General features: G+C 46.4%; 23 protein-coding genes. 12 read left to right on the top strand and 11 right to left on the bottom strand.

Annotation, left to right across the window (positions count from 1 at the left end; translation table 11 throughout):
- Nucleotides 1-317: 317 nt before the first annotated feature.
- The 3 genes from QF049_RS24150 (at nt 318) to QF049_RS24140 (ending at nt 4,918) form a co-directional block, all read left to right on the top strand.
- A complete protein-coding gene (locus QF049_RS24150) occupies nt 318-1,835 on the top strand; it encodes a leucine-rich repeat domain-containing protein (protein WP_307541151.1) in 1,518 nt (505 codons plus the stop codon).
- 280 nt (nt 1,836-2,115) lie between these two features.
- Complete coding sequence (locus tag QF049_RS24145) at nt 2,116-3,447, top strand: glycoside hydrolase family 30 protein (RefSeq protein ID WP_307543399.1); 1,332 nt, start codon at nt 2,116-2,118, stop codon at nt 3,445-3,447.
- A gap of 310 nt (nt 3,448-3,757) precedes the next feature.
- Entirely contained in the window at nt 3,758-4,918 is a 1,161-nt protein-coding gene (locus QF049_RS24140) for an MFS transporter (RefSeq protein WP_307541149.1), read from the top strand.
- 136 nt (nt 4,919-5,054) lie between these two features.
- Here QF049_RS24140 and QF049_RS24135 read toward each other — a convergent pair whose 3' ends face one another.
- The gene (locus tag QF049_RS24135) at nt 5,055-6,017 is read right to left on the bottom strand and encodes an endo-1,4-beta-xylanase (RefSeq protein ID WP_133386336.1); all 963 of its coding nucleotides are present in this window, start codon (nt 6,015-6,017) and stop codon (nt 5,055-5,057) included.
- Nucleotides 6,018-6,278: 261 nt separating this feature from the next.
- Between QF049_RS24135 and QF049_RS24130 the strand changes: the two genes are divergently transcribed.
- On the top strand, nt 6,279-8,576 hold the full coding sequence (locus tag QF049_RS24130) for a 5'-nucleotidase C-terminal domain-containing protein (RefSeq protein WP_307541146.1): 2,298 nt from the start codon (nt 6,279-6,281) through the stop codon (nt 8,574-8,576).
- A gap of 137 nt (nt 8,577-8,713) precedes the next feature.
- Here QF049_RS24130 and QF049_RS24125 read toward each other — a convergent pair whose 3' ends face one another.
- Together QF049_RS24125 and QF049_RS24120 are read right to left on the bottom strand one after the other, a co-directional pair.
- Nucleotides 8,714-9,025: a hypothetical protein gene (locus tag QF049_RS24125; RefSeq protein ID WP_307541144.1), complete on the bottom strand. Its 312-nt coding sequence runs from the start codon at nt 9,023-9,025 to the stop codon at nt 8,714-8,716.
- 14 nt (nt 9,026-9,039) lie between these two features.
- Nucleotides 9,040-9,972, bottom strand: a complete 933-nt coding sequence (locus tag QF049_RS24120) for a macrolide 2'-phosphotransferase (RefSeq protein ID WP_307541142.1) — start codon at nt 9,970-9,972, stop codon at nt 9,040-9,042.
- 432 nt (nt 9,973-10,404) lie between these two features.
- Between QF049_RS24120 and QF049_RS24115 the strand changes: the two genes are divergently transcribed.
- The 3 genes from QF049_RS24115 (at nt 10,405) to QF049_RS24105 (ending at nt 14,621) form a co-directional block, all read left to right on the top strand.
- Entirely contained in the window at nt 10,405-10,761 is a 357-nt protein-coding gene (locus tag QF049_RS24115) for a hypothetical protein (protein WP_307541140.1), read from the top strand.
- Nucleotides 10,762-11,022: 261 nt separating this feature from the next.
- On the top strand, nt 11,023-12,468 hold the full coding sequence (locus QF049_RS24110) for a DEAD/DEAH box helicase (protein ID WP_307541138.1): 1,446 nt from the start codon (nt 11,023-11,025) through the stop codon (nt 12,466-12,468).
- 284 nt (nt 12,469-12,752) lie between these two features.
- Nucleotides 12,753-14,621: an AbfB domain-containing protein gene (locus QF049_RS24105; protein WP_307541136.1), complete on the top strand. Its 1,869-nt coding sequence runs from the start codon at nt 12,753-12,755 to the stop codon at nt 14,619-14,621.
- Nucleotides 14,622-14,794: 173 nt separating this feature from the next.
- Here QF049_RS24105 and QF049_RS24100 read toward each other — a convergent pair whose 3' ends face one another.
- Entirely contained in the window at nt 14,795-15,388 is a 594-nt protein-coding gene (locus QF049_RS24100) for a hypothetical protein (protein ID WP_307541134.1), read from the bottom strand.
- 268 nt (nt 15,389-15,656) lie between these two features.
- On the opposite strand from QF049_RS24100, the gene QF049_RS24095 reads away from it, so the two are divergent.
- On the top strand, nt 15,657-16,517 hold the full coding sequence (locus QF049_RS24095; RefSeq protein WP_307541132.1) for a GNAT family N-acetyltransferase: 861 nt from the start codon (nt 15,657-15,659) through the stop codon (nt 16,515-16,517).
- 82 nt (nt 16,518-16,599) lie between these two features.
- Here the strand turns inward: QF049_RS24095 and QF049_RS24090 are convergent, their stop codons facing one another.
- The 3 genes from QF049_RS24090 to QF049_RS24080 all read right to left on the bottom strand — a co-directional run bounded on the left by QF049_RS24090 (nt 16,600) and on the right by QF049_RS24080 (nt 18,782).
- Entirely contained in the window at nt 16,600-17,157 is a 558-nt protein-coding gene (locus QF049_RS24090; protein WP_307541130.1) for a hypothetical protein, read from the bottom strand.
- A gap of 184 nt (nt 17,158-17,341) precedes the next feature.
- Entirely contained in the window at nt 17,342-17,611 is a 270-nt protein-coding gene (locus QF049_RS24085) for a CD3324 family protein (RefSeq protein ID WP_307541128.1), read from the bottom strand.
- A gap of 262 nt (nt 17,612-17,873) precedes the next feature.
- Nucleotides 17,874-18,782, bottom strand: coding sequence for a helix-turn-helix transcriptional regulator (locus QF049_RS24080; RefSeq protein WP_307541126.1), 909 nt, complete (start codon nt 18,780-18,782; stop codon nt 17,874-17,876).
- A gap of 69 nt (nt 18,783-18,851) precedes the next feature.
- On the opposite strand from QF049_RS24080, the gene QF049_RS24075 reads away from it, so the two are divergent.
- Nucleotides 18,852-19,418: a dihydrofolate reductase family protein gene (locus QF049_RS24075; RefSeq protein WP_307541124.1), complete on the top strand. Its 567-nt coding sequence runs from the start codon at nt 18,852-18,854 to the stop codon at nt 19,416-19,418.
- 118 nt (nt 19,419-19,536) lie between these two features.
- On the opposite strand, the gene QF049_RS24070 is transcribed toward QF049_RS24075, so the two are convergent.
- The gene (locus QF049_RS24070; RefSeq protein ID WP_307541122.1) at nt 19,537-20,661 is read right to left on the bottom strand and encodes an SGNH/GDSL hydrolase family protein; all 1,125 of its coding nucleotides are present in this window, start codon (nt 20,659-20,661) and stop codon (nt 19,537-19,539) included.
- A 64-nt stretch (nt 20,662-20,725) separates the two neighbouring features.
- Nucleotides 20,726-21,094, bottom strand: a complete 369-nt coding sequence (locus QF049_RS24065) for a DUF4180 domain-containing protein (protein ID WP_307541120.1) — start codon at nt 21,092-21,094, stop codon at nt 20,726-20,728.
- A gap of 213 nt (nt 21,095-21,307) precedes the next feature.
- On the opposite strand from QF049_RS24065, the gene QF049_RS24060 reads away from it, so the two are divergent.
- Nucleotides 21,308-21,925 (top strand): NUDIX hydrolase, encoded by a 618-nt coding sequence (locus QF049_RS24060; RefSeq protein ID WP_307541118.1) that lies wholly within the window; start codon nt 21,308-21,310, stop codon nt 21,923-21,925.
- 278 nt (nt 21,926-22,203) lie between these two features.
- On the opposite strand, the gene QF049_RS24055 is transcribed toward QF049_RS24060, so the two are convergent.
- Nucleotides 22,204-23,097, bottom strand: coding sequence for a response regulator (locus QF049_RS24055; protein WP_307541116.1), 894 nt, complete (start codon nt 23,095-23,097; stop codon nt 22,204-22,206).
- Entirely contained in the window at nt 23,069-24,397 is a 1,329-nt protein-coding gene (locus QF049_RS24050; protein WP_307543397.1) for an ATP-binding protein, read from the bottom strand. Before QF049_RS24050 ends, QF049_RS24055 begins: the two co-directional genes overlap by 29 nt.
- Before the next feature lie 345 nt (nt 24,398-24,742).
- Here QF049_RS24050 and QF049_RS24045 point away from each other — a divergent pair, with 345 nt between their 5' ends.
- Together QF049_RS24045 and QF049_RS24040 are read left to right on the top strand one after the other, a co-directional pair.
- Complete coding sequence (locus tag QF049_RS24045) at nt 24,743-25,240, top strand: DinB family protein (protein ID WP_307541114.1); 498 nt, start codon at nt 24,743-24,745, stop codon at nt 25,238-25,240.
- Nucleotides 25,241-25,488: 248 nt separating this feature from the next.
- Entirely contained in the window at nt 25,489-26,559 is a 1,071-nt protein-coding gene (locus QF049_RS24040; RefSeq protein WP_307541112.1) for an SDR family oxidoreductase, read from the top strand.
- Nucleotides 26,560-26,586: the final 27 nt, after the last annotated feature.

The raw sequence follows: 26,586 nt of genomic DNA, 5'->3' as shown, positions 1-26,586 counted from the left end.
GAATAGGGTCTGCGGGAGATGTTCTATTTTTTTTGATAAACATGTCTCTGAAGAGTGCAGAGCAGGGTTTGTTTCATATAGAATAGAAGTAGAGAAATACCCATCACGAAATTTCTTGTTCCTTTTTCCTGTTGACGGGTTAATAACTATAGATGTGCATTGAGCCGAACCTACATATCTTAAACTCTTCAATTCACACTGAACACTCCGTGGGCAGAACAACCTTCCGGTTGCTGTTATCGTGTAAATACTATACTTATCTAACTCAATCTGTTCGGATTATTTTATAATTCTAAAAATCGGAGGGAATGCATGCAATGAGAAGAATGACGCTACTATTTCTAGTATTCATCCTGAGTCTCGGGGCATCGGGGCAAGCCATGGCTTACACCACTACAGACTTGGGCGAGGGAATCATTGAAGATCCCGCTTTGGAGGACGGACTGAAGCTAATCCTGAACAAACCTCTGGACATTCCATTAACTTCAACGGATCTGGAGCAGCTTGAGGTGGTGGATCTGAGCAATGCAGGTATTCACAGCCTCTCCGGTCTCGAATATGCAACCAATCTGACTCACCTCCGATTATATGGAAATGAGATTGAGGATCTCACACCGCTGGAGCACCTAACCCAGCTTCGGGAAATCGATGTTCGCAATAATTACATTACATCCATAGACGCACTTACTGAATTGAAAGACTTGGGACGGCTGTATATCAGCAACAATTCCATTTCTTCCATAGAGGTTGTACGTGGATTCAACCGATTACATACGTTCCACGCCAGCGGTAACCAGATTGCCAGTCTTGCGGCTCTCTCGGATGCGGATGCACTGAGGTGGCTTGAGATCTCGAACAATACGATTAACGATCTGACACCGCTCATGGGTAAAACCCGGCTCCAACAACTCAATGTAGCAAACAACCAGGTTCAGACGCTGGACGCACTGGCTGAACTGCCAAATACACTGCGGAATCTGAATGTGGCAGGCAACCAAATCACGGATCTGACACCACTGGAGCACATGACACGCCTTCGGACACTTGATATCTCTGGTAACCAAGTACAGCATCTCAAGGGGCTTGAGGGGCTGACTGGGCTAACAGAGCTGAATGCAGAATCCAATCAGATCTATGATCTGGAACCTTTACGGCAGCTTTCCAGCCTGGACGTATTAAAATTATCCAACAACCGGGTGTGGGATCTGACACCAATCGCAGGTTTTACGTTTACCCGTGATCAGTCAGCGACAAATGCTATACAGGATATCTCGGCGTCTACCTCGTTATCCTCCGGTATTCAGACTTCTGTCTCAGAGGTTGAGCCTGCCGGACTCACGGTGCAGAACAATTATCTGGATGTTGTGAGTGGCAGTCATACGATGCAGCTTATGAACCGGATGAATGTGCGGGAGCAGAAACGAACGCCGCAGGGTAGCTTCCAGCGTCTGATTGAAGGGTCTACCACCGCCTATGTCGGGGACCGTGCTTATGCACTGGATGCTGCACCTTTTATCGATGAAGGCCGGACCTATGTGCCTCTGCGTTTTGTCTCGGAGCAGTTAAACGCCCGTGTGAACTGGAACAGCGGTACGCGCGAAGCTGTGATCACACAGAATGACAAGACCATCCGCTGGAGCGTGGGTAACAAACAAGTTGTCGTGAATGATACGCTTGCGATTAATGATGCTCCTCTTCTGATGAAAGATGGTAAAGCTTTTGTACCGGTTCGCTTCATCTCGGAGCAATTTAATACCTCTGTTGGTTACATCGGAAGCAGTAAAACGATTCTGATTTTTGAAAATAAACAGCTTGGTGAGAGTGTGCAGCCTTAAGAAAAACATAGCGAAAGTCCCCGTCTGAACAATCAGCGGGGATTTTGTTGTGCCATGACAGTTTATTATGATATTGGATAATGGTATATGGACATAGCCGATCACAAGCAAATACAGCATACGATCTGTCTATGCGAATACGAACTCGTGATGCTTTATCTTGGATTAGGGTAAATTTCACACGGTTTAGCACATCTTCTTTTACCGCGGCAGTTGTTATACTGAACGTAATATATATGACAACTGAGGTTCAATCGAGGAGGAAATTCATATGACACTCATGCTCACTGGTTATTCCACAACCCAAGACAGCCCGTGGAGAGAGCTATCTTTTGTGCCGACCAATGAAAGCGCTAACTTAAAACTAACGGGTGAACAGCACCAACTTGTGGAAGGGTTTGGTGGCTGTTTTAACGAGCTTGGTTATATTGCTTTGTCCCACTTGAATGAGGAGCAGCGCCATGAGGTATTTCACTCTCTCTTCCATCCAGAGGGTGAGCACAAGTTTAACATCTGTCGCCTGCCGATCGGCGCAAGTGATTATGCAGAGCAGTGGTATAGTCACAACGAGGTGGACGGCGACGTGGCCATGGAACATTTTTCGATCAAACGTGATTTCAAATATCTGATTCCTTACATCAAGGAAGCTCTGACTTATAACCCGAATCTGCAATTCTTCGCCTCCCCATGGAGTCCGCCAACGTGGATGAAATCGCCGAAAGCCTATAACTATGGGACACTGCGCTGGGAGAAAGATATTCTGGAGGCCTACGCCCTGTATTTTGTAAAATTTGTACAGGCTTACCGTGACGCAGGCATTACCATCCATCAGGTGCATGTGCAGAACGAAGTGATTGCAGATCAGAAATTCCCTTCTTGCATGTGGACAGGCGAGCAGCTTCGTGAGTTTATCGCCGATTATCTGGGCCCGGCTTTTGACCAACACGGCCTGGATGCGGAAATCTGGCTGGGGACAATCAACGCTCCTGACCCATGGGAGGAATTGATTAAGAAAAAAACAAATGACTTCGACGAGTATGCCGGGCTTGTCCTGAGTGATCCAAAGGCCTATTCCTATATCAAAGGTGTTGGGTATCAATGGGCAGGCAAAAATGCCATTCAACGTACCTCGGCGAGTTATCCTGAGCTGCGTTATATGCAGACCGAGAACGAATGCGGTGATGGCAACAACTCATGGAACTACGCCAAATATGTATATAATCTCTACCAGCATTACTTCAGCAACGGAGTGAACGCGTACATCTACTGGAACATGGTTCTGGAACCCAAAGGCCGCAGCACATGGGGCTGGGAGCAGAACTCCATGATCACTGTAGATCCGGACAATAAGGAGGTTACTCGAAACCCGGAGTATTATGTGATGAAACACTTCGCTCATCATATTGTTCCTGGTGCTCGAAGAGTCGGCTTGTCTGGCGCCTGGAGCGGTAAATCCGTCGCTTTCCGCAACCCGGATAACAGTCTCATCATTGTCATTAATAATCCATTCCAGGACCGTCGTGACCTGTATCTAACCCTTGAAGAAGGACAGACCCTACACATGAAGTTGGAAGCCGATTCATTCAACAGCATGGTTATCCAACCGAAATAACTAATCCAACACATCGTTAAAAACGCGGACATCAATAGCGTTGGGCTCAGGAATTCCTTGAGCCGGCGCTATTTTTTATGGGACAGACCATGCTTATTGTCACCATGATTACTCCTGTAGAACACAAGCCGAAGACGACTTAAAGATATGACGTTTCACCTTTTATATTTACAAATCTATAAATCTAGATATAATGTAACCCAGAGAACTTACTCTCATGTCCATCATATTATAGGAGGCAAGGCAGGCTCATTTCAGCATGTTATATCTACTTTTCTGTATATTTAAATTAATTGGAGGTACGCTTTACATGAAATCACAACAGGTCAACCCGCTCCTAATCCTGGTTCTGGCACTCGGTGTATTCGGAATTATTACAACAGAAATGGGAGTTGTGGGGGTACTGCCTCAGGTTGCGAATAAATTCAACATTACAGCTGCACAGGCAGGTTGGCTGGTCAGTATATTTGCGCTGGTTGTAGCCATTGCAGGCCCTTTTCTCACCTTACTGGCGTCCGGGATGAATCGCAAAATCATCCTTTTAACCGCTGTGCTGATGTTTGCCATTTCGAATGTCGTCTATGCCTACGCCACAACATTTGATACTATGCTTATCTTCCGTATCATTCCCGCGCTATTCCATCCCGTCTTCTTTTCCGTAGCCCTGGTCACCAGTGCCCAACTCGTTCCGGCAGAGAAAAGCAGCCAGGCCGTCGCCAAAGTATTTACCGGAGTTACCGCGGGCTTTGCCTTTGGCGTGCCACTGACATCGTATCTTGCTGAACGCCTATCCCTCGAAATCGCCTTCCTGTTTGGAGCGATGGTCAGTGTGGTCGCTTTGATCGGCATATGGATCTGGTTACCCTCGATGCCCGTGAAGGAAAAGATGTCCTATGGCAAGCAGCTCGGTATTCTGCGCAAACCTGGATTATGGCTGAATGTTGCCGCAGTCATTTTTATATTCGCCGCCATGTTCTCTGTATACAGCTATTTCGCTGAGTATCTTGGACAGGTCACTCAAATGAGCGGATCATGGATCAGCGTCATGCTGACCGTCTTTGGTGTCGTCATGATCATCGGAAATTTGGGGTTTGGACAGTTTCTGCGTAAGAGTGTGGTCCGCACTGTCCTCATGTTCCCCCTGCTGTATGCAGCAGCCTACGCACTCGTCTATTGGGCCGGTCCCCACTTCATGTGGATGGTTTTTGCAGTCATCATCTGGGCATCCATTCACTCGGGAGGATTGATTGTAAGCCAAACCTGGTTAACCACTGAAGCGCAGGATGCGCCTGAATTTGGCAACAGCTTGTATGTATCCTTTTCCAACCTTGGTATTACCTTGGGTACTGCCATCGGCGGCTGGTTCATCGCGAACCTGGGAATACATCAACTGATCTGGAGCGGAATGATCTTTGCGCTGATCGCTTTTGTCTTGGTTTGGATTAAAATTAAATGTTTCCCTACACCATAAATTCCCAAACACTGTTGAGAGAAAGCACTAACACAAATAGCGCCATATTCCCATGCTTAACATGTAGAACAGGCGCCATTTGGTGTTATATGATACCCGATTTACAAAGGAAGCTCAGATTCGTGCAAACGCACGCTTAAGGATTGTTCGCCAGGTAATTTCTCAGCCATTGCATAGCCGGACGTTCTGTACCATTGCTATTGACCAAGTGGGAGCCAGCCTGCCAGGTTTGATTCTGGTTGTAACCCCACAGCGTCACACCTTTAACAGCAGAGTGTTTCCACAGCACAGGGAATTTCTGCTGATAACGTTGCAATTGTGTATTATCGTCACCTGTCATATCCAGCTCGGATACATAGATCGGCAACCCTGTCGCTGCAAGCTTGTTCAATACCGTGTTCATCGTGCTCACAGAAACGTTGTCCATATTGAAGTAATGCGCTTGGATTCCAATACCATCAACTAGACCTCTGTTTTTCAAAAGGTTGATAATCTGGATATATTGGTCCGCTTTAGCAGGATCACCGATAATACCATATTCATTAATTAACAATTTGGAGTTAGGGAAGGCTTGTCTCGCCTGTTGGAATGACCAGATAACCCAATCCCAACCCGTTGCCCCATCTCCACCAATGGCATTGCGATAGGATGGTTTTGCATGCAGAGGTTCATTCACCACATCAACGAAGGCAGACTTCGAATACCGCTGTCCTGCGGCTTTAATCCATTGTGTCACTTCAGCCTTCTGATCTGCGGCTGAGAGACTGTTAATCCAATTTGGCTGTTGATTTCCCCATACGAGCGTATGGAATTTGAACGGAAATCCGTTGTTGTTAGCATAGTTGTAGGCCATGTCCGCCTGGCCCCAATTCATTACGTTGCGTGTGCCTTCCACAGCATCCCACTTGGTGGAATTCTCTGGAGTTACCTGGTTCCAATATGGGCTAAAATTCGAAGGAACCTGGTTGGCAATAATATTGCCCAGAAATTTGCTACCTTTCGCCAAACCAGCACTCACACTACCAACCGCAACAGAAGCAGCAAGAATCCCTACCAATGCCAATGAGCCGACTGTTTTGAACCACTTAGACTTAATCAATGATTTTCCTCCTTAATATTCTTTTTTTGTTAAGCGCTTACAAACATCATTTTACTGGATAATTTTGGTTTTTAACACCTGTCAAATTATAGTATTTTATTGTAAAAAAATAGAATTCAGTGCCTTTTCTGGAGCTATTTATAGATTCACTCTCTTAAATCCAACATAACTCTTACATTGGAGTTTACATTCACCACATGTTTATCTAGTATGAAATGATACATATCTTTACACACACTAGATAACAAGGGAGATTACAACATGCGCAAAATTTCAACGAAACGTTTCGCCGGATGGCCCTTATCATTCCTCTTATGTGCCTCCATTTTGTTAGCCCCTTTTGCTTCCACTCCGGTTCAGGCTGCTGAGGCAGACAAGGAGACCAAGATCACGTTGCTGGGTACATCGGATATACATGGTCGATTTATGCCGTGGGACTATGCTCTGGACGGTCCAAATCCAACTGGTAGCATGACACAGCTCTACACGATAGTGAAAAAAGTGCGTGCGGAGAATCCCAATACGATTCTGCTCGATGCAGGCGACATGATTCAGGATAACTCGGCTGAGTTGTTCAATGATCAACCTCAATCTCCCATGATGGTTGCAATGAACGAGATGAAATATGACGCATGGGTTATGGGTAACCATGAGTTTAACTTTGGACTGGACGTACTGGAGAAGATCTCTTCCCAATTCAAAGGACAGCCTCTCGTGGGTAACATCTTCAAAGAAAACGGCGACCGCTACATGCCTGCCTATACGATTATTGAGAAAGACGGAATCAAAGTGGGTGTTATCGGAATGAACACACCTATGATTACCGAGTTTGAAAAAGGGACGGGTCATCTGGACGGCATCATCGTCAAAGATCCTGTGGAAGAGACCAAGAAGGCCGTTGCTGAGCTGAAAGGCAAAGTCGATGTCATGGTTGGACTCATGCATATGGGGCTGGACAACGAGAACGGAAATCCGGGAACCGGAGTGACGGATATCGCCAACGCCAACCCGGAGCTGGCTGCCATTTTTGCCGGACACATGCATACCTTGATTGAATCCCAAACGGTTAACGGCGTATTGATTTCCGAACCGAATAAATATGGCTCACATATCTCTCGAATTGACCTTACATTTGAAAAAGACGGCGACAAAGTTGTGCTGAAAAGCAAGGAAGCTCAAGCTCTCGCTGTGAAAGCAGCAGATGGAACATATGAAGTCTCTGATCCTGCGTTGGAAGAGACCTTGCACCCGTTCCACGAGTTCGCTCGTGCCGATGCCAACATTGAAGTGGCTGAACTGAAAGGCACGAACCTGGTCCCTGCTGATGAGATTAAGGGTATCCCTGCTGTGCAGATCCAGGAGACTCCACTCTCAGACTTCTTCACCGAAGTTATGCTGCATTATAGCGATGCCGATGTGGTCGCGCACCAGATAGATAACGACAAGGCCAAACTGGATGTAGGCCCGATCAAGAAGAAGGATATTGCGTTCAACTACCAGTACACCTTCGGTGAAGTAACCGTATATGAAGTGACCGGACGTGATCTGATGGATTACATGGAGTGGTCTGCGGGGTACTTCAACTCTACACGCCCTGGTGATGTGACCATTAGTTTCGATCCGAAACGACGTGCTTCCAAATACAGCACCGATGATTTCTTCGGCGGCGTAACGTATGAGATTGACCTGACCAAACCATACGGCAGTCGGATTACAAATCTCAAGTACAGTAACGGTACGACAGTAAAAGAAGACGATACGTTGAAACTTGGCATGAACGCCTATCGAATGGAAGCCCTGATTGCCAAAGGTGGCGCCATGGAAGGTCGCAAGTTCAAGCAGCTCTGGTCCTCCAAGGATGCCTCGGCATTTGGTGAGATTCAAGGCACAATTCGCAACCTGTCCATCGCCTATCTGAAAGATGTTATGAAAGGTGTCTACGAACCGAAGATTCAACATAACTGGAAAATCACCGGCGTAGACCTGACTGCACCAGAACGTGCAGATGTGGTGGAGTTAGTTAACGATGGCATCATGTCTGTGCCAACAACGGAAGATGGCAAGTACACCAACATTGCCTCCATTAACATTTTGGATGCAGTGACTCAAGAAGAGATTGATACGCTATCTGCCAAAGCAGGTGTGAGTGCAGCACAATTCGCAGGCGTGAAAACCAAGGGAGCGTTCTATCAGCAGCTGAACAAAGCTCGCAAAGCGGCAGCAGGTGGAGCTGACGGTACGACAACACCTAAACCTGAGAAGCCTACGACACCAACAGTACCAAAACCAACACCGACTCCAGGCACGTCGAAACCCGGCAAACCGTCAACACCAAACACAGGTAAACCAAGTAACGTCAACAAAGGTAAACAAGCCAAGGTTACTGCGGCTTACCTGAACGTACGCGCTGGCGCTTCATCCAAAGCCAAGGTCGTAGCTGCTGTACCGAAAGGCACCCTGCTTGAGGTAATTAGCACAGACACGTATGGCTGGGTAAAAGTGAAGCTGGATGGACGTGTAGCATTCGTATACGGTAAATATGTAAGCATGTTGAAATAGGCATAATCGTTACGCATCGCGCTTAACGAAAAAGAAAAAGGGCGATTCTCCCATGGAAATCATGGTCGGGATCGCCCTTTGCTATGTTAACAAGCAGTTACCGATACTGCAGCAACTCCCCTCGTGAATAAAGCCCTCTAGCTTTCTGACAAGTTCTTGATCTTCTGAATAAAAGAGTCCAGCTGTATGCCATTGGTTTCTTCTGTAAATTCACGCAGCTCCTCAGAATCCCCCTCATATGCATTAAACACGTAGTCTCCATCAACAATATAGTACGTGCCATAACGTGTAAACGAATAACCGCCACTTTGCTCAGGGCTAGATCCCTTTTTGACCGTTGTAACGATTCTTGTTCCTGGTTTGAGATCTGGCTCCATCCCTGCAAAGTCAGCATTGTAAAAGAGAAACGTATCCTTTTCTACATCCTCACCTGTTACAACCTTATCCACCTTCACTGGAGCACCTAATCCCGCCTCACATCCCAGTTTGCCAGCATGCCTCTCGCCATTTCCATCGTCGACTCTTCCCCTGTGGTTAGAGCAAATTTGGCAACCAGTGCCGGGTAAGCAGCCCATTGTTCCCGAATATGCTCAAACATCTGAGGCCATGTCCTTCCCCCTGCCTTCTCGTATCGCTTCAGCAGATCGCGCAGTCCATCATCTTGGAAAAGTCCATAAAGGATTACAAAATCCTTACCCGGATCAGCGATCTCCGCTTCCGTCCAGTCGATGAGTCCGGTTACCCGCTGTGTATCATCGACAATGATATGTGGTGGGTGCAGATCACCGTGATTAAACGTCGAGTGCTTCGGCCAATAGCTACCTACAGACAGCCACACCGTCCAGCGTTCCGCCAGTTGGTCGGGTACCGTAAAATTCTTTTTAATCTCCTCTATATTGGCTGCAAATTCTTTGCGAGCTTCCATAGGCGTCTTGATCCGAACTCCGCCCTTGGCCGCCTCCTCAGGATCAATGTTGTGCAATGCGGCAAGTGTAGCAGCCAGTGAATCCAGGAACTCGTCAGACAAGGTCTCCTGCGGGAAACGCCACGCATATCCTGCGCCAGCAGGATCTACCACTGCAATCGGGTCGCCATCCAATAGTGGATAAGCGATAAGTTCGGGCGTGCAGATTCGCCAGTCCGGCACCTGTGCCGGAATACTCCCCCGGACAACATCCAGTACTCTACGTTCATTCTCGGCACGCCCCCATACGTCTTTACGCCGCGGCTGACGCAGAACCCACTTTTGTCCACTTATATCAGTGGCGAAGGCTACCCGGAAGTCCATCCCGGACTCATTGATTTCCATCGATTCCTTGCGGATTTGAAGCCCATTTTGTTCAGCCAGCAACCATATTCCCTGTGTGAAATCCACTTGTTCATTTGACTTTGTCATATCCAAACCTCCCCTTTTCCTTGGAAAAATAAAAAACACAGACATTCATGCCTGTGCATTCGATCTCGGAATAGGGCTATACCTATTTTTGTGCATCCCCGTAGTAGTACATTAAAGAACCACTCTTATGCAAGAGTGTCCACTACAAATAACGGCATACGTGTAAACAGGCAAACTTCTCCCGATGATCTGCACACAGGCAGTGAAACAGCAAGCGCAAGCAAACGTTCCGCTACTATCTCAATCGAAAAAAATTTACCACACGTATCCCTCCGTTCAGTAAGTTAACTATATGCTAACATATTCCAATTTTCAGTACCAGACTGAATCGAATGATTTTGGTTCTTTTTTATTGATATATAGGAACTTCGTCGCCTCAGGTAACGTCCATATTTATAGATGTATTAAAAAGGATGAGAGGTGAGTAACCCGATGTCCATTGTACGAAGGTTATCCTTATTACCAGTCATCATGCTCTTGTTCACTCTTGGATGCACAGAGAAGTCCGTAGAACAAGTGAAAGAGAAGCCACATGTACGAGGAATTATTAAGGATTTTGAGGAAGAAAGAGGTCAGGTACTCATAGAGAATAAAGAAGATGGAGGTGTTGAATCAGGACCAATTTTGATTTCGCTCAGCAAGAACGCCGAACTCATCATCGAAGGACAGACTGTCACCGTCTCTTTGGATGAGACACTCGTTGGTCGAAGTGCAGAAGTGTGGATCAATGGAGTTATAGCTCAATCTTACCCTCCCCAAACCAAGGCTGTGAAGATGGTCATTCATTAATACCAAGCAAAATACGCCGATATATTTCGTTTCAAGTGGAACGCTTTGATACACATTTTCTCTTCGAGGTTAGGGCATTCACACACGAACAGCAACGGGTGTCAGCGCCTAAAATCAGAGTTGGTGAAAACAAATCAATCACTCGATGCATTTACTCCGTTAGGTTGCCCGCTTATAGAGTATAATAAAAAGGTATACGATAAATGTACGGTGCAATGCTTGTATGTAGAGTATTCAAAACTAACGCAAAAGAGGTAAACAATGAGCGAGCAACAATTTAAAGATTATGGACTTGGTGAAGAGATCGTAAAAGCACTGGACAGTCTGGGCTATGAGACACCAACCGAGGTACAGACCAAAGTTATTCCGGTAGCATTGGAGAATCAGGATCTTGTGGTCAAATCACAGACAGGTAGTGGTAAAACAGCTGCCTACGGCATTCCGCTCTGCGAGCTGGTGGATTGGAATGAGAATAAGCCACAGGCTTTGATTCTTACACCGACCCGGGAACTGGCTTTGCAGGTTAACGAAGATATTACGAATATCGGCCGCTTTAAGCGTATTAAAGCAACCGCACTATACGGACAGTCCCCTTTTCATATCCAAAAAGCAGAGTTAAAACAAAGAACCCACGTGACTGTGGGTACGCCAGGCCGGGTACTCGATCATATTGAACGCGGCACGCTGCCACTCGAACGGATCGCGTATCTCGTCATTGACGAGGCCGATGAGATGCTGAATATGGGATTCATCGAGACGGTACAATCGATCATTCAGAAGCTTCCACAGGAACGAGTGACCATGTTATTCTCCGCTACGTTCCCTGAAGATGTCGCCAAGCTGTCACGCAAATACATGAACAAGCCGGTGGAGATCGAGATCAAAGCAAGTGGACTGACCACAGCCACCATCGAACATGCTGTGATTCATGTGCCAGAAGTGAACAAAACCGCGCTGCTTCAGGACTTGTTCATTGTGGAAAATCCGGATAGCTGCATCGTGTTCTGCCGTACGCAGGAGAATGTGGATAAACTGTTCCGGGTCATGGCTGACCTTGACTATCCAGCAGATCGTATCCATGGAGGCATGGAACAGGATGAACGGATCGAAGTGATGAACGCATTCCGACGGGGACAGTTCCGTTATCTGATCGCAACGGATGTAGCTGCACGTGGTATTGATATCACGAATATCACCCATGTCATCAACTACGATATTCCTTTGGAAAAAGAGGGATATGTGCACCGCACAGGCCGTACGGGTCGCGCAGGCAAAACAGGTAAAGCCATTACGTTGATTACACCGAAAGATGGCAGACGTCTGGCGGAGATTGAATCCTATATTGGATTCGAAATCCCTGTCGTGAAAGCACCTTCCGAAGAAGCTGTGGATCGCCGCAGAGAAGATTTTGAGAAACGATTGAAGATCGTTCCTGAACGCAAAAAGGACAAGCGTGAACAGCTGAACCAACAGATCATGAAGCTGAACTTCAACGGAGGCAAGAAGAAGAAACTTCGCGCCGTAGACTTTGTAGGTACCATCGCCAAGCTTGAAGGGGTGACGGCTGACGACATCGGGATCATTACCATTCAAGACAATGTAACAGATGTGGAAATTCTGAATGGCAAAGGCCCACTCGTATTAGAGCTTATGCAGAATACAACGATCAAAAAGATGCAGCTCAAGGTCCGTAAAGGTCATAAATAGATTGGTAGATGGGTTAAATAAATAGGTCCAGACCAAAAAAGGGGTAATCGACTTGGAAATCATGTCGGCTATCCCTTTTTTCCGTGCTTTCGTTTTTGGTCAAATGGCTGCTTGTATGAAACGTGAATTTTGAAAAAATTAACCCCGCTCTCACCGCATAGCACCGATGGAATGCCAGTTTGTTCAGCAATGGATGAATTGTTCACTTGAAAAAGAGTCTAGCCGAACTAAAATATAAATGAAATCGCTACATTTTATCTGATATCTTTCGGGAGGTGTATGTAATGGGTAACAGGAAAGCCGTCTGGTTTCTGGTCTTTGCACTCACGTTCACCCTGTTTGGACTTCGTCCTGAACGAACAAGCGCAGCAAGTGTCACAATAACCAATGGCACCGATTGGCTCGACACCGCAGGCAATCCCATTCATGCGAACAGCGGCAACATTCTGCAGGTAGGCTCGACGTACTATCTGTACGGTGAACATGCAGTGGGCGGCAGGTTCGACAGTGTGAACGTCTACACCTCCACTGATCTGAAGAACTGGACTTTCAGCAATGCCATTCTGACGAAAGATTCCGCAACCGAGCTGGCCTCCAGCAAAATGGAGCGCCCCAAAGTCATCTACAACGCCTCCACCAACCAGTATGTGCTCTGGGCACACTACGAGAACGGTACGGACTACAACCTCGGGCGTGTAGCGGTCGCAACAAGCAATACCCCGAATGGCAAATTCACGTATGAGGGCAGCTTCCGCCCAATGAATTATGAATCCCGTGACATGACTGTCTTTGTTGATACAGATGGCACAGGTTATCTGGTTACTGCTTCACGCAAAAATGGCGGAGCCAATGATACAATGGCTATTTTTAAAATGAATGCAAGTTACACCGGAATACAATCCTTCGAGGGTTGGCTGTTCGAGAATGCTTATCGTGAAGCGCCTGCTGTTGTGAAAAAAGGAAACCGTTACTACCTCTTCACCTCCCAAGCCGCTGGCTGGTATCCGAATCAGGGTGCTTATGCTACAGCCACTTCCATGACGGGTCCATGGACTGCGCTTACGCCATATGGCAATCCATCTGCCTTTGGTTCACAGATTCATGATATTGCCACGATTATAGGCAGCAACACCACATCCTACATCTACATGGGGGATCGCTGGAATCCGATGAACCTCGGAGAGCACAAACATATCTGGCTGCCGCTAACCTTGAATGATTCGAACGGAACAGCATCACTGGAGTGGTATACAACGTGGAATATCGACGCAGTAACGGGTGCGGTAACACCGCCTGCTCTCGTCAATCATGCCCAAGGCAAAACAGCTACCGCCAGCTCCACAGCCTCCGGCTCGTCTGCATCCAGTGTCAATGATGGCAACTACCAGACTTCATGGGTGGCTTCCTCCAATAGCTGGCCTGCTTGGTGGCAGGTGGACTTTGGCGCACCAAAGACGATTACCGAGATCGACACCTCCTGGTTTATGTATAAAGGTTCCGAAGGATACTACAAATACAAAATCGAGATTAGCAACGATGGTGTCAATTACTCTACCTTGGACCGCACCAACAATCTTACCTATGGTTTCACCACGGATGCTGTGCATTTCACAGCTCGTTATGTGCGGATTAATATGGTGAACGCCGTCTTGTGGAATAATCCGGGGAACTGGTATACCCCAACTCTGCACGAGGTCAAAATGTTGGGCCCTTCAACACCGGAAGCCACAGGTTACAGCCGGTTCAGTTCACACAACGTTCCGGATCGATACATCCGTCATGCCAATTACATCGCTCGCGTGGATGCCAACGTCTCTCCTGCCCAGGACTCACAATTCCGCGTCGTACCGGGTCTTGCCAGCTCCACGGGAATATCACTGGAGTCCATTAACTTCCCAGGCTACTTCCTGAAGCGTAATGCCAGCAACAAAATTGTACTTGAAGCTTATGCCAACACCGCCGCCTACAAGGGAGATGCTACGTTTCTGAGCAGTCCTGGTTGGGCCGACAGCACCAAAGTATCCCTTCAATCGTATAGTCAGCCCGGATATTACATCCGGCATTATGATTACGTATTACAACTCGATGCCATTAATGCATCCAGCAGCTCGACTGTGAAGAGTGACGCCACGTTTGGGCGAACCAATTTCTAAGCAAATAAATAAACTGGACGATAGTAGGATGAACTGAATGTTGAACACCAAAATTTACGTAACCAAAAACGGCCACTTCTTCAGAAGAACAGAAACTTCTGAGAAGCGGCCTTTCTTTCGGCTGTGAACCGAGTAAAGAACAGGTGATTGGTGATTGCCAAACAATACATGAACTACAGAGACTTATTAATAATTTCTGTGAAGGGTTTCATGTTGTACGTATCATCCTGAATGCGCCATTCTCCCTGATCCTGCAAAAAGGTGATATCCCCCGATAACGGAATGGACTTGAACTCCTTGCCGTTCTCGTCTGTAAATTTCAGATCGAGCGTGTATTCCACCAGAATCCAGTCGCTCTTGTTATCTTTGATCTTGGTTTGTATATTTTCAGGATGCAGTTTCGCTTGTTCAATGTATGCAACCTGAAGAGGCAAGACAATATATCGATTAGCCATGTAAGCCTCATAATTCCTGGAGGTCAGGAATGGCTTCATGGTGTCTCCTTTGGCCAATAACCCTTCCATCTCTAACGTATCCTCATAGTCCTTACCATCCACAGTCAGTTCTGTTGTCTTATACTCCAGCGACATTTCGAGCGCTTGCTGCTGCTCTTCCGCCGTCGCCTTCTGGTCCCTCGTATCACTTGGCTGTTCCGTTGCTGGTGGAGTGATGGGTTCAGTGCTTTCCGCTGGTTCAGATGTTGTACATCCCATTAACATGGCGGCGGAAAGAAATAATGTACCCATCACATATGCCAACTTGTGCATAGGTAATCCCTCCCTTTCTCGTCAGTATTACTCTCAATTATCCCTTCAATAGGATATAATGTCCAGTTATTGGGCACATCTGAACAGACACCCAGTGAATAACATCCATTCGGTATCATGTTCATAATAGAATGTGTTATAGTCATCGGGAAGTGATTTGGAGGAGATAATGATGATGATCAAAATTACAACTGGACCAACTCTCGAAGGATAGCGCCTGCGGGTCCAATAACTGCGTGTTTCCTTCAACAATGAAGGTGTGAAAGCTATGTCAACTTATCAAGTCATTCCTATGATCTATGATTCCAAGGAACAGATTGAAGCTATTATTTTACTCGAACAACAATGTAAGCAACTTGATTCCATTCATCTGAAAGCAGACCTTGACCATATTAGTAAAAAAGACGGAGACCATGCACTCCTCTGTTATCGCCACGGTGATTTGGTAGGACTGCTCAGTTGGTATCCATCCGACGGCGTAACCGGGAATATTAATGCCATCGTACACCCAGATTTTCGTCGCCAAGGTGTGTTCAGCAGCCTACTGAAAATGGCCATCCTGGATATGAAACCACAAGGGATCAACCAACTCAGTTATCGCGTTCCTCAGGGCTTATCTCCGGGCCTTCTCACTGCCCAATCCCTTGGAGCCATTTATGATCGTGCGGAGTACTCGATGCAACTTGTGAATGAGGTCCTTTCGGTTGTGGAGCCGCCTGAACTAACGTTGTCCGTGGCAGAAACCGAGGATATGGAGTTTATGGTCACTTGCTCCTCCCAAGCCTTTGGAGATTCGGAGGACTGGACACGCGAGTACTTTATGCAAACAAATGAACCCAGCCGAGTCACCTATATTGCATGGCAGAATCAAATGCCTGTTGGGCTGGTACGGGTCAACTCCATTAATGCAACAACCGCATTTATTCATAACTTCTGTATCTTGCCTGCTTATCAGGGACAGAAACTGGGGCGCACTGCGCTTAGCATCCTGGTTGATCTCCTAAGGAAACAAAGTTACACAGATATCCGCCTATCCGTTGTTACCGAGAACAAACGCGCTTTGAATCTGTACCGCAGTGTTGGTTTTGAAGTGAATTCCGAGTATCACTATTTCAACGGTAGTTTATAAAGGGCAATGGAGAGAGAGATCGTTTTCCGCAAAGGGAGACGGTCTCTCTCTTTATATTAGATACAGATCCGTACTTAATTTTTCAGAGTTGATTCGAGAATTGAAAGATCAATTTATAACCATCGAACGTTTGCCCGTACATTTCCCGATAGTTACCTTTGGTATAATTAGCCACTGTTTTCCGCCAGAAAGATTGGCCAATCTCATTTTTTTCCGATGGATTGGTGAACAACTCCCAGTTTCCTCTAAACATGCCGAAGATCGTCGATGCCGCGTGTTCCGCAACGCCTACACCTCGAAACGGCTGCATCAGAAAGAAATCATGTACAAAGAAATCCGTGCCTTGTGAGCAATATGGCGGAGTAACCACAAATGCAAAACCTGCCGGTAGGCCATCCACAATCATGAGGAACGGATAAAGACACTCCGGTTTTTCCCACCATATGTTCTGTACATCATACTGATCCTGTAACGTTTTATAATCAGGACTTGGTTCGAAAATGCCATGTTCATTAGGGGCATGCTCTCCACCCAGACCATAATGTCCGGATAGATCATGAAGGTATAGCGGGTACATATTTTTAATCACATACGCCTCGTCTTTATTCGTTAATTTCACATCTATATTCATATTATTCATATTCACCAACCTTACCAGATGATTTAAGGAGTTAATTCATGAACTCTCACCGCATAACCTTGTACCGTCAAATGAATTGTACGCGTAATTAACAACCTCGAATATGTAAAAAACCTTTAATAACCATTCTTTATTCTTACAGGAAAAAGCCACATTCGATTGCTCGAACATGGCTTTTATAGTTTCATCCTTTTTTGCAATATACAATTTTCTTGATGCTATCCATGGATAAACAGTATTGATCTGCAAGCTGATCGATGGTTGTTCCTACAGCAAAAAGCCTGCGGATCTCATCGTTCCGCTCCCGGACAATCCTTCTGCCACCCGAGTCCTCGCCCCACTTCTTGTGGGCATCCTTGGGCCTCGGAATATAGATCAGGCCTCCGGGGATATGACGCTGTATTTCTTTGAGCAATTCTTCCGGGAAGATTGTATCCGCATTAATATATTTCACGTTGCTCCACTCCTTAAAAGTTAAAATCTTTAAGGCAGCAGAGTCGTACGATGAACGCATTGGATATGCACTACAATGGTATGGCGGAAAAGAATTTCAAGCTCTATACAAACAACCGCCGTTGTTCATCGCATGGACTCTGCATAGAGCGGATCGTGAAACTTCTTATGAATCGAATCATGGTAGCCCCCCATTCAGTAATCAAGATCAGGTTACTTTAGATGGTACTCCTATATCTTCCATGCCAGAACCTTATATCCTTCTACTCGTCGATATATTGGCTAACACTCCGTTCCAGCAACTCTCTAACCTGCCGCTTTAACTCAGGTGGTGAGATCACCTTCACTTCCGGCCCATAGGAGAGTAACTTTCGCGCTGTAAAAGAGAACTCCTCGGGCGGAACAAGTCCGCGCCATTCGTTGCCTTGAACCGACTTGAACAACACATCTGACGCGGCAATCCTTGCTCCAAATTCCGTGAATTGCAGTACCACTTCTACGCCTGCTCTGTCTTCTTTGACATCTAGCCATGCCTTCAGACTCGGAACAGATTCATTTACCGTTTCCATAACAGCCAACTGCTGCATGCGATCCACCCGATACAACAATACGCGATCCCTATTTTGGGCTGGCATGTACCAATGTCCCTGCTCATAGTAGATGCCATAGGGAAAGACCTGGACTTTTTTGCGACCACTGCGGGCATGATACATAAATTCGATTTCTCTCTTTTCTACCGCTGCACCCAATAACTCGGTTGTTAAAGGCTCGGAATGCCCACCGGGGTGCTGGACAAAGGTGATATGCTCTCTCATTCGCATAATCAGATCCTGTACATCCTCAGGCAAAGTAGAGAAATACTGTTCAGCCAGATGTTCACGCATTGATCCATATGGAAAATCCGGTACTTGCTGTAGATATTCCAGCATCATAAACAGCCCTAATGCCTCCTGCTGTGTCAGTTGAAGAGGTGGCAAAATCCGATTGGGCAACACCCGGTATCCTCCGTTCACGCCAACTTCTGTATACAAAGGAAAACCTAGTGCCTGCAATGCATCCAGATCTCGCTGGATCGTACGAACTGAAACGTCGAACCGTTCTGCCAGTTCCCGGGCAGTGAACTTCTGTCTGGAATCCATCAGGCGCATGATAGCCAGTTTCCGATGATTCATGTATTCAACATCCTAACTACGTCAACTTTTGTCATAGTTAAAGTGTATCATACATTGTAGAAGGGAGCGATGAACATGTCTGATAACAAAACAATTTTGTACATTGCTATGAGTTTGGATGGATATATCGCAAGACTGGACGGTTCGGTCGATTGGTTATTTGATGTGGAGGGTGATGGTGGAGACAACGGGTATGCTGCATTTTATGAAACGATCGGTAGCGTTGTTATGGGACGTTATACGTATGAAGAGGTGCTCACACTGTCTGAAGAATTTCCCTATGCGGATCGCCCAACGTATGTGCTTTCCCGCTCGGAACAACCACCGGCTCCGCATGTACAGTTTACAACCGAGACGGTAGATACACTCATTCCCCGATTAAAACAGGATTCTGATGGAGATGTGTGGATTGTGGGTGGTGGAATACTGGTTGAAGCTGTGTTAGCCAAAAAATTGCTGGATGAGATTGAAGTTGCCATCATTCCCAAAATTCTTGGCGAAGGCATTCCCTTATTCCCGACAGGCACTGTGCCAAGCCAATTCAAAATGATCCGAACCCAGACCCTGGGACAGATCATTTCGATTCGTTATGAGGTACAGAACAGCGGCACAACGGACACACCCTCGAATGTCTAGATAAGTAGAAAAGGAAAAAGACCATTCTTATGATGAAGGAACCTCATAAAGTTAGACACCATCTAACCATTGGGATACATTTCATGAAAGAGTGGTCTTTCCTTTACCATATTTCAAGCTATCCTATCATTCCTCGTACATATTCCACTAACACCTCTGCCGTCCTACGGTGAGATAACTCGCCTGGATGGGTGCGCGCCCCTACCGTCTCTTCGGTTGTATCAGGAAGCTGGATGATTGAGACCTTGCGGTCTCCTGTCCCCTTCGCATACGCATCAATCGCACGGTAGATGGCGGGCATCATGGGAAAACCAAGCATGCCATATGCCCATACGAGATGTGCCGCCGGATTGTTTTTCCGAAGGTTGAACAGGAACTGTTCCACCGCTTTCTCAAAAGCAGCCAGATCCTCTTCATGATACGTACCATCTTCGTTCAGCCGCTGCTTGTACAACTTACCAGTGTCGGGGTCTTTCCACTCAGGTGACTGAAATGCACCCCCATCATTGCTGCCCAAGTTCACGACCACCACATCCGGCTGCCACGAACCAAAATTATGCTGATCTCCTGCACCGAGCGCTTCGTTACGCTCACCAGTAAGCAAGCCACAGACCTGTTCGTAATACTCGGGGATGTTCCCTTTTGGATTGTTATCCCAACTTGTCAGCACACCCCAGCCACTTTGCGAGATGACCCGATACTCCGCATGCAGCGCTTCTGCTGTCATGAATGTATAATTATGTATGGCGCTGAACCACATCGGAATCCAATCTTCCTCCGCTTTCGCTCCAATCGCACCTTCGCCAGATGTAATACTGTCACCAATGAACTCGATCTTGTACGGTTTTTCCTGCACAGGCAGGAACGCTCCATCGGATTTCACCGCATGAATCTGCAAGGCACAACCCGGGTCACCACTCATCGCTTGAACATCTTTTACGATCCGTACATTCTTCACCACATTCGCGTTCATTCCTCGGAATATACAGACCCAGTACCTTCCCGCCGTTAACATCTGTCTGCTCACTGGAACACCATTGATCAGAATGCTGATCCATGACTCATACATGTCATACTGTGACTCTACCTCAACCCATAGTTCGGAGCCCCGTACATTGAGTTCAACTGCACTCCCCGTCCAAAATAACGTCAACGGCGATCGCTCTTCAGTCGTTCTGCCATGCACTTTAAGATTTCCGATCTCAGGCAGAGCATATACCTTTAAATTCTCATTAGATATCACGGTGCAAACCTCCTACGTTTGGCTCAGATTATAAGCAGGCTCTCTACATGCCTCGGATGTACGCTTAACTGATATTATGCAACTTTTGAAGCGCTTCCTCTTTGTTTTTCAAAAAGAAAACATGCTTGCCATTGTTGCACTCATAGATGAAATCTCTCAGGCTTTTGCTGTTATGTCCTTCGAAATCTCCCACAATAGCAAGCTTAACATGATAGTTCACGTATTTCTGCAAAATCTCGCCTGCAAGCTTGGTTTTCAGTTCGAAGAACTCTTCCGTGATGTTCGATTTGTCCATAATAAGTTTATCAGCATCATCGGTATACCTTACCGAAGCCATCAAATCCAGTGCATCTTGAGCATTGTTGATGACGATGCCATTACTTTCAATTATGGCGACCTTAGAATTGCCTTGTTGATCAATAGTTATGTTCATTTCACTTTCTCCTCTTCTGGACATCGTTTCTTTATAATATCTCGCAGTTCTATATTAAAAAAACAATAATCGTAGAGTGCGTCCAATCATTAGCGTGATTCCCTAACTTCGAGTTGTCCTTTCTTAGTAGTTATAGACTGTAATTCATATGATATAATGGGGTTATTTCCTAACCAAACTAAATCTCGTGACTTGCGAAGAAAAGAGGAGTCCATGGACACAAAGTGGCTAGAATGGGCAAAACAGATTCAAGCTATCTCACAAACAGGTTTAACCTATGCCAAGGATGTTTATGATGTCGAGCGATACGAGGAATTGAGGCGCATTAGTATTGATATCTTAAGCAACTATACTTCTGTTAACAAAGAGAAAATATCACTTACATTTGCAAGTGATTCAGGTTACGCAACGCCTAAAGTCGATATTCGCGGTGTTGTTTTCAGGGAAAACAAGGTACTTTTGGTTCGAGAGAAAATAGATGGGGCATGGGCATTACCAGGGGGATGGAGTGACATCGGCCTATCCCCATCAGAAGTAGCTGTGAAAGAAATTAAAGAAGAATCCGGTTTTGATGTTGTGCCGATGCGGTTATTAGCAGTATTGGACAAAAAATTCCATGGACACCCACCTGAGCCTTATCACGTATATAAGATGTTTATCCGCTGTGACATTGTGGGAGGGCATGCGGAAACAGGTGTAGAAACCAGCGCAGTTGATTTTTTTGCTATCGACGCTTTACCTGAATTATCATTGGAAAGAAATACGCTGGAACAAATTAAAATCATGTTCGAATTTCTTGAACAGCCAGATAAAGAAGTAATTCTGGATTAAAATAATAACCCCTTCAGCTTCCCGTTGTTCCTAAGCCCATCATACCTGATGTCTTTAGTGCACGGTCTGCCGTGAGGGGATGTTGCTTCGAAACCCGATCCGCCAACACCGGGGGCGAAGACAGTTAAATGCGGGAATAGGTTGAAAACTGCTGGGGCACCCTGCCCACATTGGTTCGCAATAGATCGATGCCCGTCTTTGGTGAAGTGACCTCGACACCGCCGATGGTCACCTTCCCGGGTTTTCATATCCTCCAACAGACAGAGGCATATGATGCCTCAATTATTCATCTTTTCAAGCATCTCCATGTAGAACACATGCAGGAACTTTTTGATATTAACCTTGCCTTTGTCACCTGCCTGATCTTCTTCCATGGCTCTCATCTTCATTCGAACATCCTGGAAGTCGAAGTAGAGGGGAGCATAATGTTCAAACTTGTGGTTGCTATAATCGGTGAGTCCTATCGAGGCCATGTTTATTAACGCGGCAATTACCGTTCTGCGAATCCGTTGTTCCATCGCCTTGCTCTCTTTCTCCACGTCTTTGGGCGTAGACTTGTACGTCTGGGCCACCGCTTCATACGATTCCTTTAGCGGCGGCCACTCCCCGGCACGCTTCTGATCAATCGCATATACCATAAGGGCCACAATATCCTTGCTTCCACTTTCTCCGATGATCCCCAGATCCATCAGAATGCTTCTTGCCGCATCTCGCACTGTACGACCTTGAGCAGGGGCTGGCGCTTCCACCAGATTCAATCGGGCCATCGACTGCTTGATCTCCAGTACGTAACGCTCATACTTCCACTGTTCATTCACTTTGCTGAGTACATGATTCACTTCCACCCGATTAATCGGTTTATGAATGAAGAATTCGATTCCGTTCTGGTAGGCCTCCCCTACCATCTCCTTGTTCTCCACCTGAGAGATCATGATGAATTTCCCGGTATAACCGTTGCGCTTCAGTTTCGCTACCGTCTCAATTCCGTCCTGATCCGGCATCAGCAGATCAATCAGCACCACATCAGGACGCAGATCCATGATCATGCGTGCTCCATCTATGCCGCCCTCAGCCATACCCGCAAGCTCGCCGATTCCACAGGATTCAATGATATCATGCAGCATGCCCCGGCTCACCACATCATCATCCACGATCATGATAGAAAGTGTCATCGACATCGGCCCCCTTCATCAGATTCATTTTGGGAATAGCTATAGCAAATGTTGTCCCTGTCTCTCCTGGAGGCGCCGACTCTACCTTAATTTGTCCCGCCAACGACTGGACGATATCACGCACATGGGACAGGCCAATGCCCGTCGCGGCAATGCCAACTTCATTGAACTTTGTTGTATAGCCCGGTTCGAAGATAACATCCCGTTTGGCTTCAGGTACACCTTTTCCAGAATCCATCACGACGAAATACACGTCATCTTCCTGCTCATACACAAGAACTCGGACCGTCCCTTCATGCTCAATCGCCTCTACCGCATTGGCAATCAGGTTATTCATTACCGTGAGAAGAGGAATGTAATACGGAGACTCACAATCATACTGTTGCTCGATGTTAATCTCGACCTGCTTATGCAGCATTTCGCTATATTTTCGGTTTGCTTTACTGGCAAAGTTCAGCACTTCGGATAAGCTCATGTTGACCGCTTTTTCGTTATCATACAGCTTCAGCAGACCCGCCAGAATACGTTGTGAATCCTTCTTCACTTCATGAATCTGCTGAGCAATGCCCAGGGTGCGCTGACTGTATTGATTCATGTCCTGCTCCCGGAGATCGCGATATAGATCATAGCTGTCTGCCGTAATGCCTTCGATCGTATTCATCGCTTTCTTCAGATAAAAGACCTCGCTATACAGACCCGAGTTCACACTCAGCATCTGCTCCATCCGCTTCTCCTGCTCTGCATGTAAAAGCCGCATCTGCCTCACCGCAATGCTGTTATATAGCCCAATCACAAAGTAACTTCGCAGACCACCTACCACAAGCAGATACAACCATTCCTTCATATAAAAGATATTGGTCCCGCTTAACATTCCGCGAAAAAGAAGCTCAACAAGATTAGAGGAGAAATCGATACATGTGATTAACCCGCCGAGCAGAAGAGGCTGTATCTCATGGAATCGATGCTTGAATTTGCTAAGCCCATAGGCAAAGACCACATAATATACACCTGCCCCCAGATTGTCCCGCATGCTTTCCAGTATGGACACGGTCTGTACATGATTGATGAGATCTGCCGACTGAAACAGCAAATTCGCGATGCCTGTCAGGATTCCTGTCTTCACATAAGACAAGTGTGGCATGATCATCAGCAGAAATAAAAGGATGCTAACCCCCAGCCCGATTCGGAAGTAATCTTCCCGGAACGGATTTATCTTGAATTGCGCCCCTACCGCAGTGGCAAAGGCAATGGCCGTCATCTGTACATTTTCATTTTTGACCCAATTGCGCATCGATCTCATCACCCACTATAACAACGTTTAGCGCCTACTGCCGGAACCCGCGCTTCTAATGTTAAACATACTAACATATGAAAGATGCATTAGAAATAATTAAAAATAGGGACTGGATGCGCAAGCAAAACAAAAAGGCCGGAAGTCTTCACTTCTGCGGCCTTTTCCTTATATCTTATCCGGAATATCAAATGATACCATCGTGCCCTCACCCGGCTCACGATCGATATATATCATAGGAATTTTAAGTATTTTGTTTCTCCTTTCTTATTTTTAATTTTTAGCAATTTAATTGTATAATACCTAATAGAGGACAGGTTAACAGACCTGGTCTAGAAGAGAGGAAGGTTCCATATGTCAGATGCTAATCAAAGCTTTGGACAAGCCCTTGTCAAATCATTGGTGGGGGAACGCGGTCATATCCGTATCGCCCGTGCTCTACCCGATATTGATGTCATACTTGCTGCTCGTACGCACGATGCCATGCCATATACGATCTATCAGTTGGTGAAGCACATGCATTATTGGCAGCAATTCATGCTTGAACACTTGGAAGGACGCAAGCCCCAGCCCCCTGCGAACGTGAGTGAGAGCTGGCCTGAGGAGAAAGGCCCACAGGACGAAGCAACCTGGAAGGCAGATATTCAAGCATTTTTGGATGGGGTTGATCAAGCCGTAGCCATTGCAGAAACTGCACAATTAGATGATCCACTGCTCTATTTCCCGGGTGAAACTAAAGCAGGACTTTTGCGCAATATCGCATCCCATAACTCGTACCATCTGGGTGAGATTGTTCTGCTGCGTCGCTTCTACGGCGCATGGCCGCCTCCAGGTGGCGGATATCCGGCGTAAACCATCTCTACAACAGATCTATTGAACGAATATACAGACACATCTAAGCTGTGAAAGGACGATTGTTCCTTTTACAGCTTCTTGTGGTTATAGGCAAGTAACATCCATTGAAGTGCCAATTATAATGCTCATGTCCTGCACCAGGCTCATATATTACTTCAAAGTACGTATATGACTTTGAGGTGCGTACTTTTCATCCTTCTTTTTCTGACCCACAATATAAACAGAAGAAGAGAGGAGCATGTCCATTGAAACCCGAACAATCCGTTACCCGTTACACCGCACTTGTCATTGGTGCTGGAGGCGTCATTGGAAGAAACCTTATCAATTATCTGATGACACTTCACCAATGGAATGTCATTGGTGTATCTCGCAGGGGAGGGGCAGATGCCCCAAGATTACGTTATATATCAGCTGATTTACTGAATGAAGCAGACACACAAGATAAACTAAGTCATTTAACGACCGTTACGCATATTTTCTACGCCGCGTATCAGGATCGCCCAACCTGGGCCGAATTGGTACAGCCCAACTTGGCCATGCTCGTCAATGTGGTGAATACGATTGAACCGATCGCTCCAAATCTCCAACATATTAGCCTAATGCAAGGTTATAAAGTGTACGGCGCACATCTGGGTCCTTTCAAAACACCTGCCAAAGAAACGGACGCATATCATATGCCCCCTGAATTCAATGTCGATCAGCAACAGTTTCTCGAAGATCGGCAACCCGGAAGCAGCTGGACCTGGTCCGCTCTGCGCCCGTCTGTGGTATGTGGATTCGCTCTGGGTAATCCAATGAACCTTGCCATGGTTATTGGTGTCTATGCGTCTATCTCCAAGGAACTTGGCTTGCCACTTCGATTCCCTGGAAAACCAGGAGCGTATCATTCGCTGCTTGAAATGACTGATGCGACATTGCTTGCTCATGCAACCGTATGGGCAGCAACCGAACCTCGCTGTGCCAATCAGGCATTTAATATCACCAACGGCGATCTGTTTCGCTGGAATGAGCTCTGGCCCAAAATCGCTGCGTTTTTCGAATTGGAAACAGCACCTCCACTGCCCCTTTCACTTGCAACAGTGATGTCAGATAAAGAAGACCTTTGGAATTCCATGATCGAAAAGTATGGTTTGGTAAACACCCCTTATGATGATGTCTCTTCTTGGGCATTTGGAGACTTTGTCTTCTCGTGGGATTATGACTTCTTCGCGGATGGTTCCAAAGCTCGCCGCTTCGGATTTCATGATTTCATTGACACTGAGGCTATGTTTATGGATATTTTCAGAAATCTGCGTGATCGCAAGATCCTTCCGTAAATTAAACAAAATGCATAATAAGCCGAT

Origin of the sequence: Paenibacillus sp. W4I10 (assembly GCF_030816325.1) — a bacterium.
Lineage (GTDB): Bacteria > Bacillota > Bacilli > Paenibacillales > Paenibacillaceae > Paenibacillus > Paenibacillus amylolyticus_B.
The sequence above is the reverse complement of the archived record's forward strand: the minus strand, read 5'-3'. Positions and strand labels throughout refer to the sequence as shown.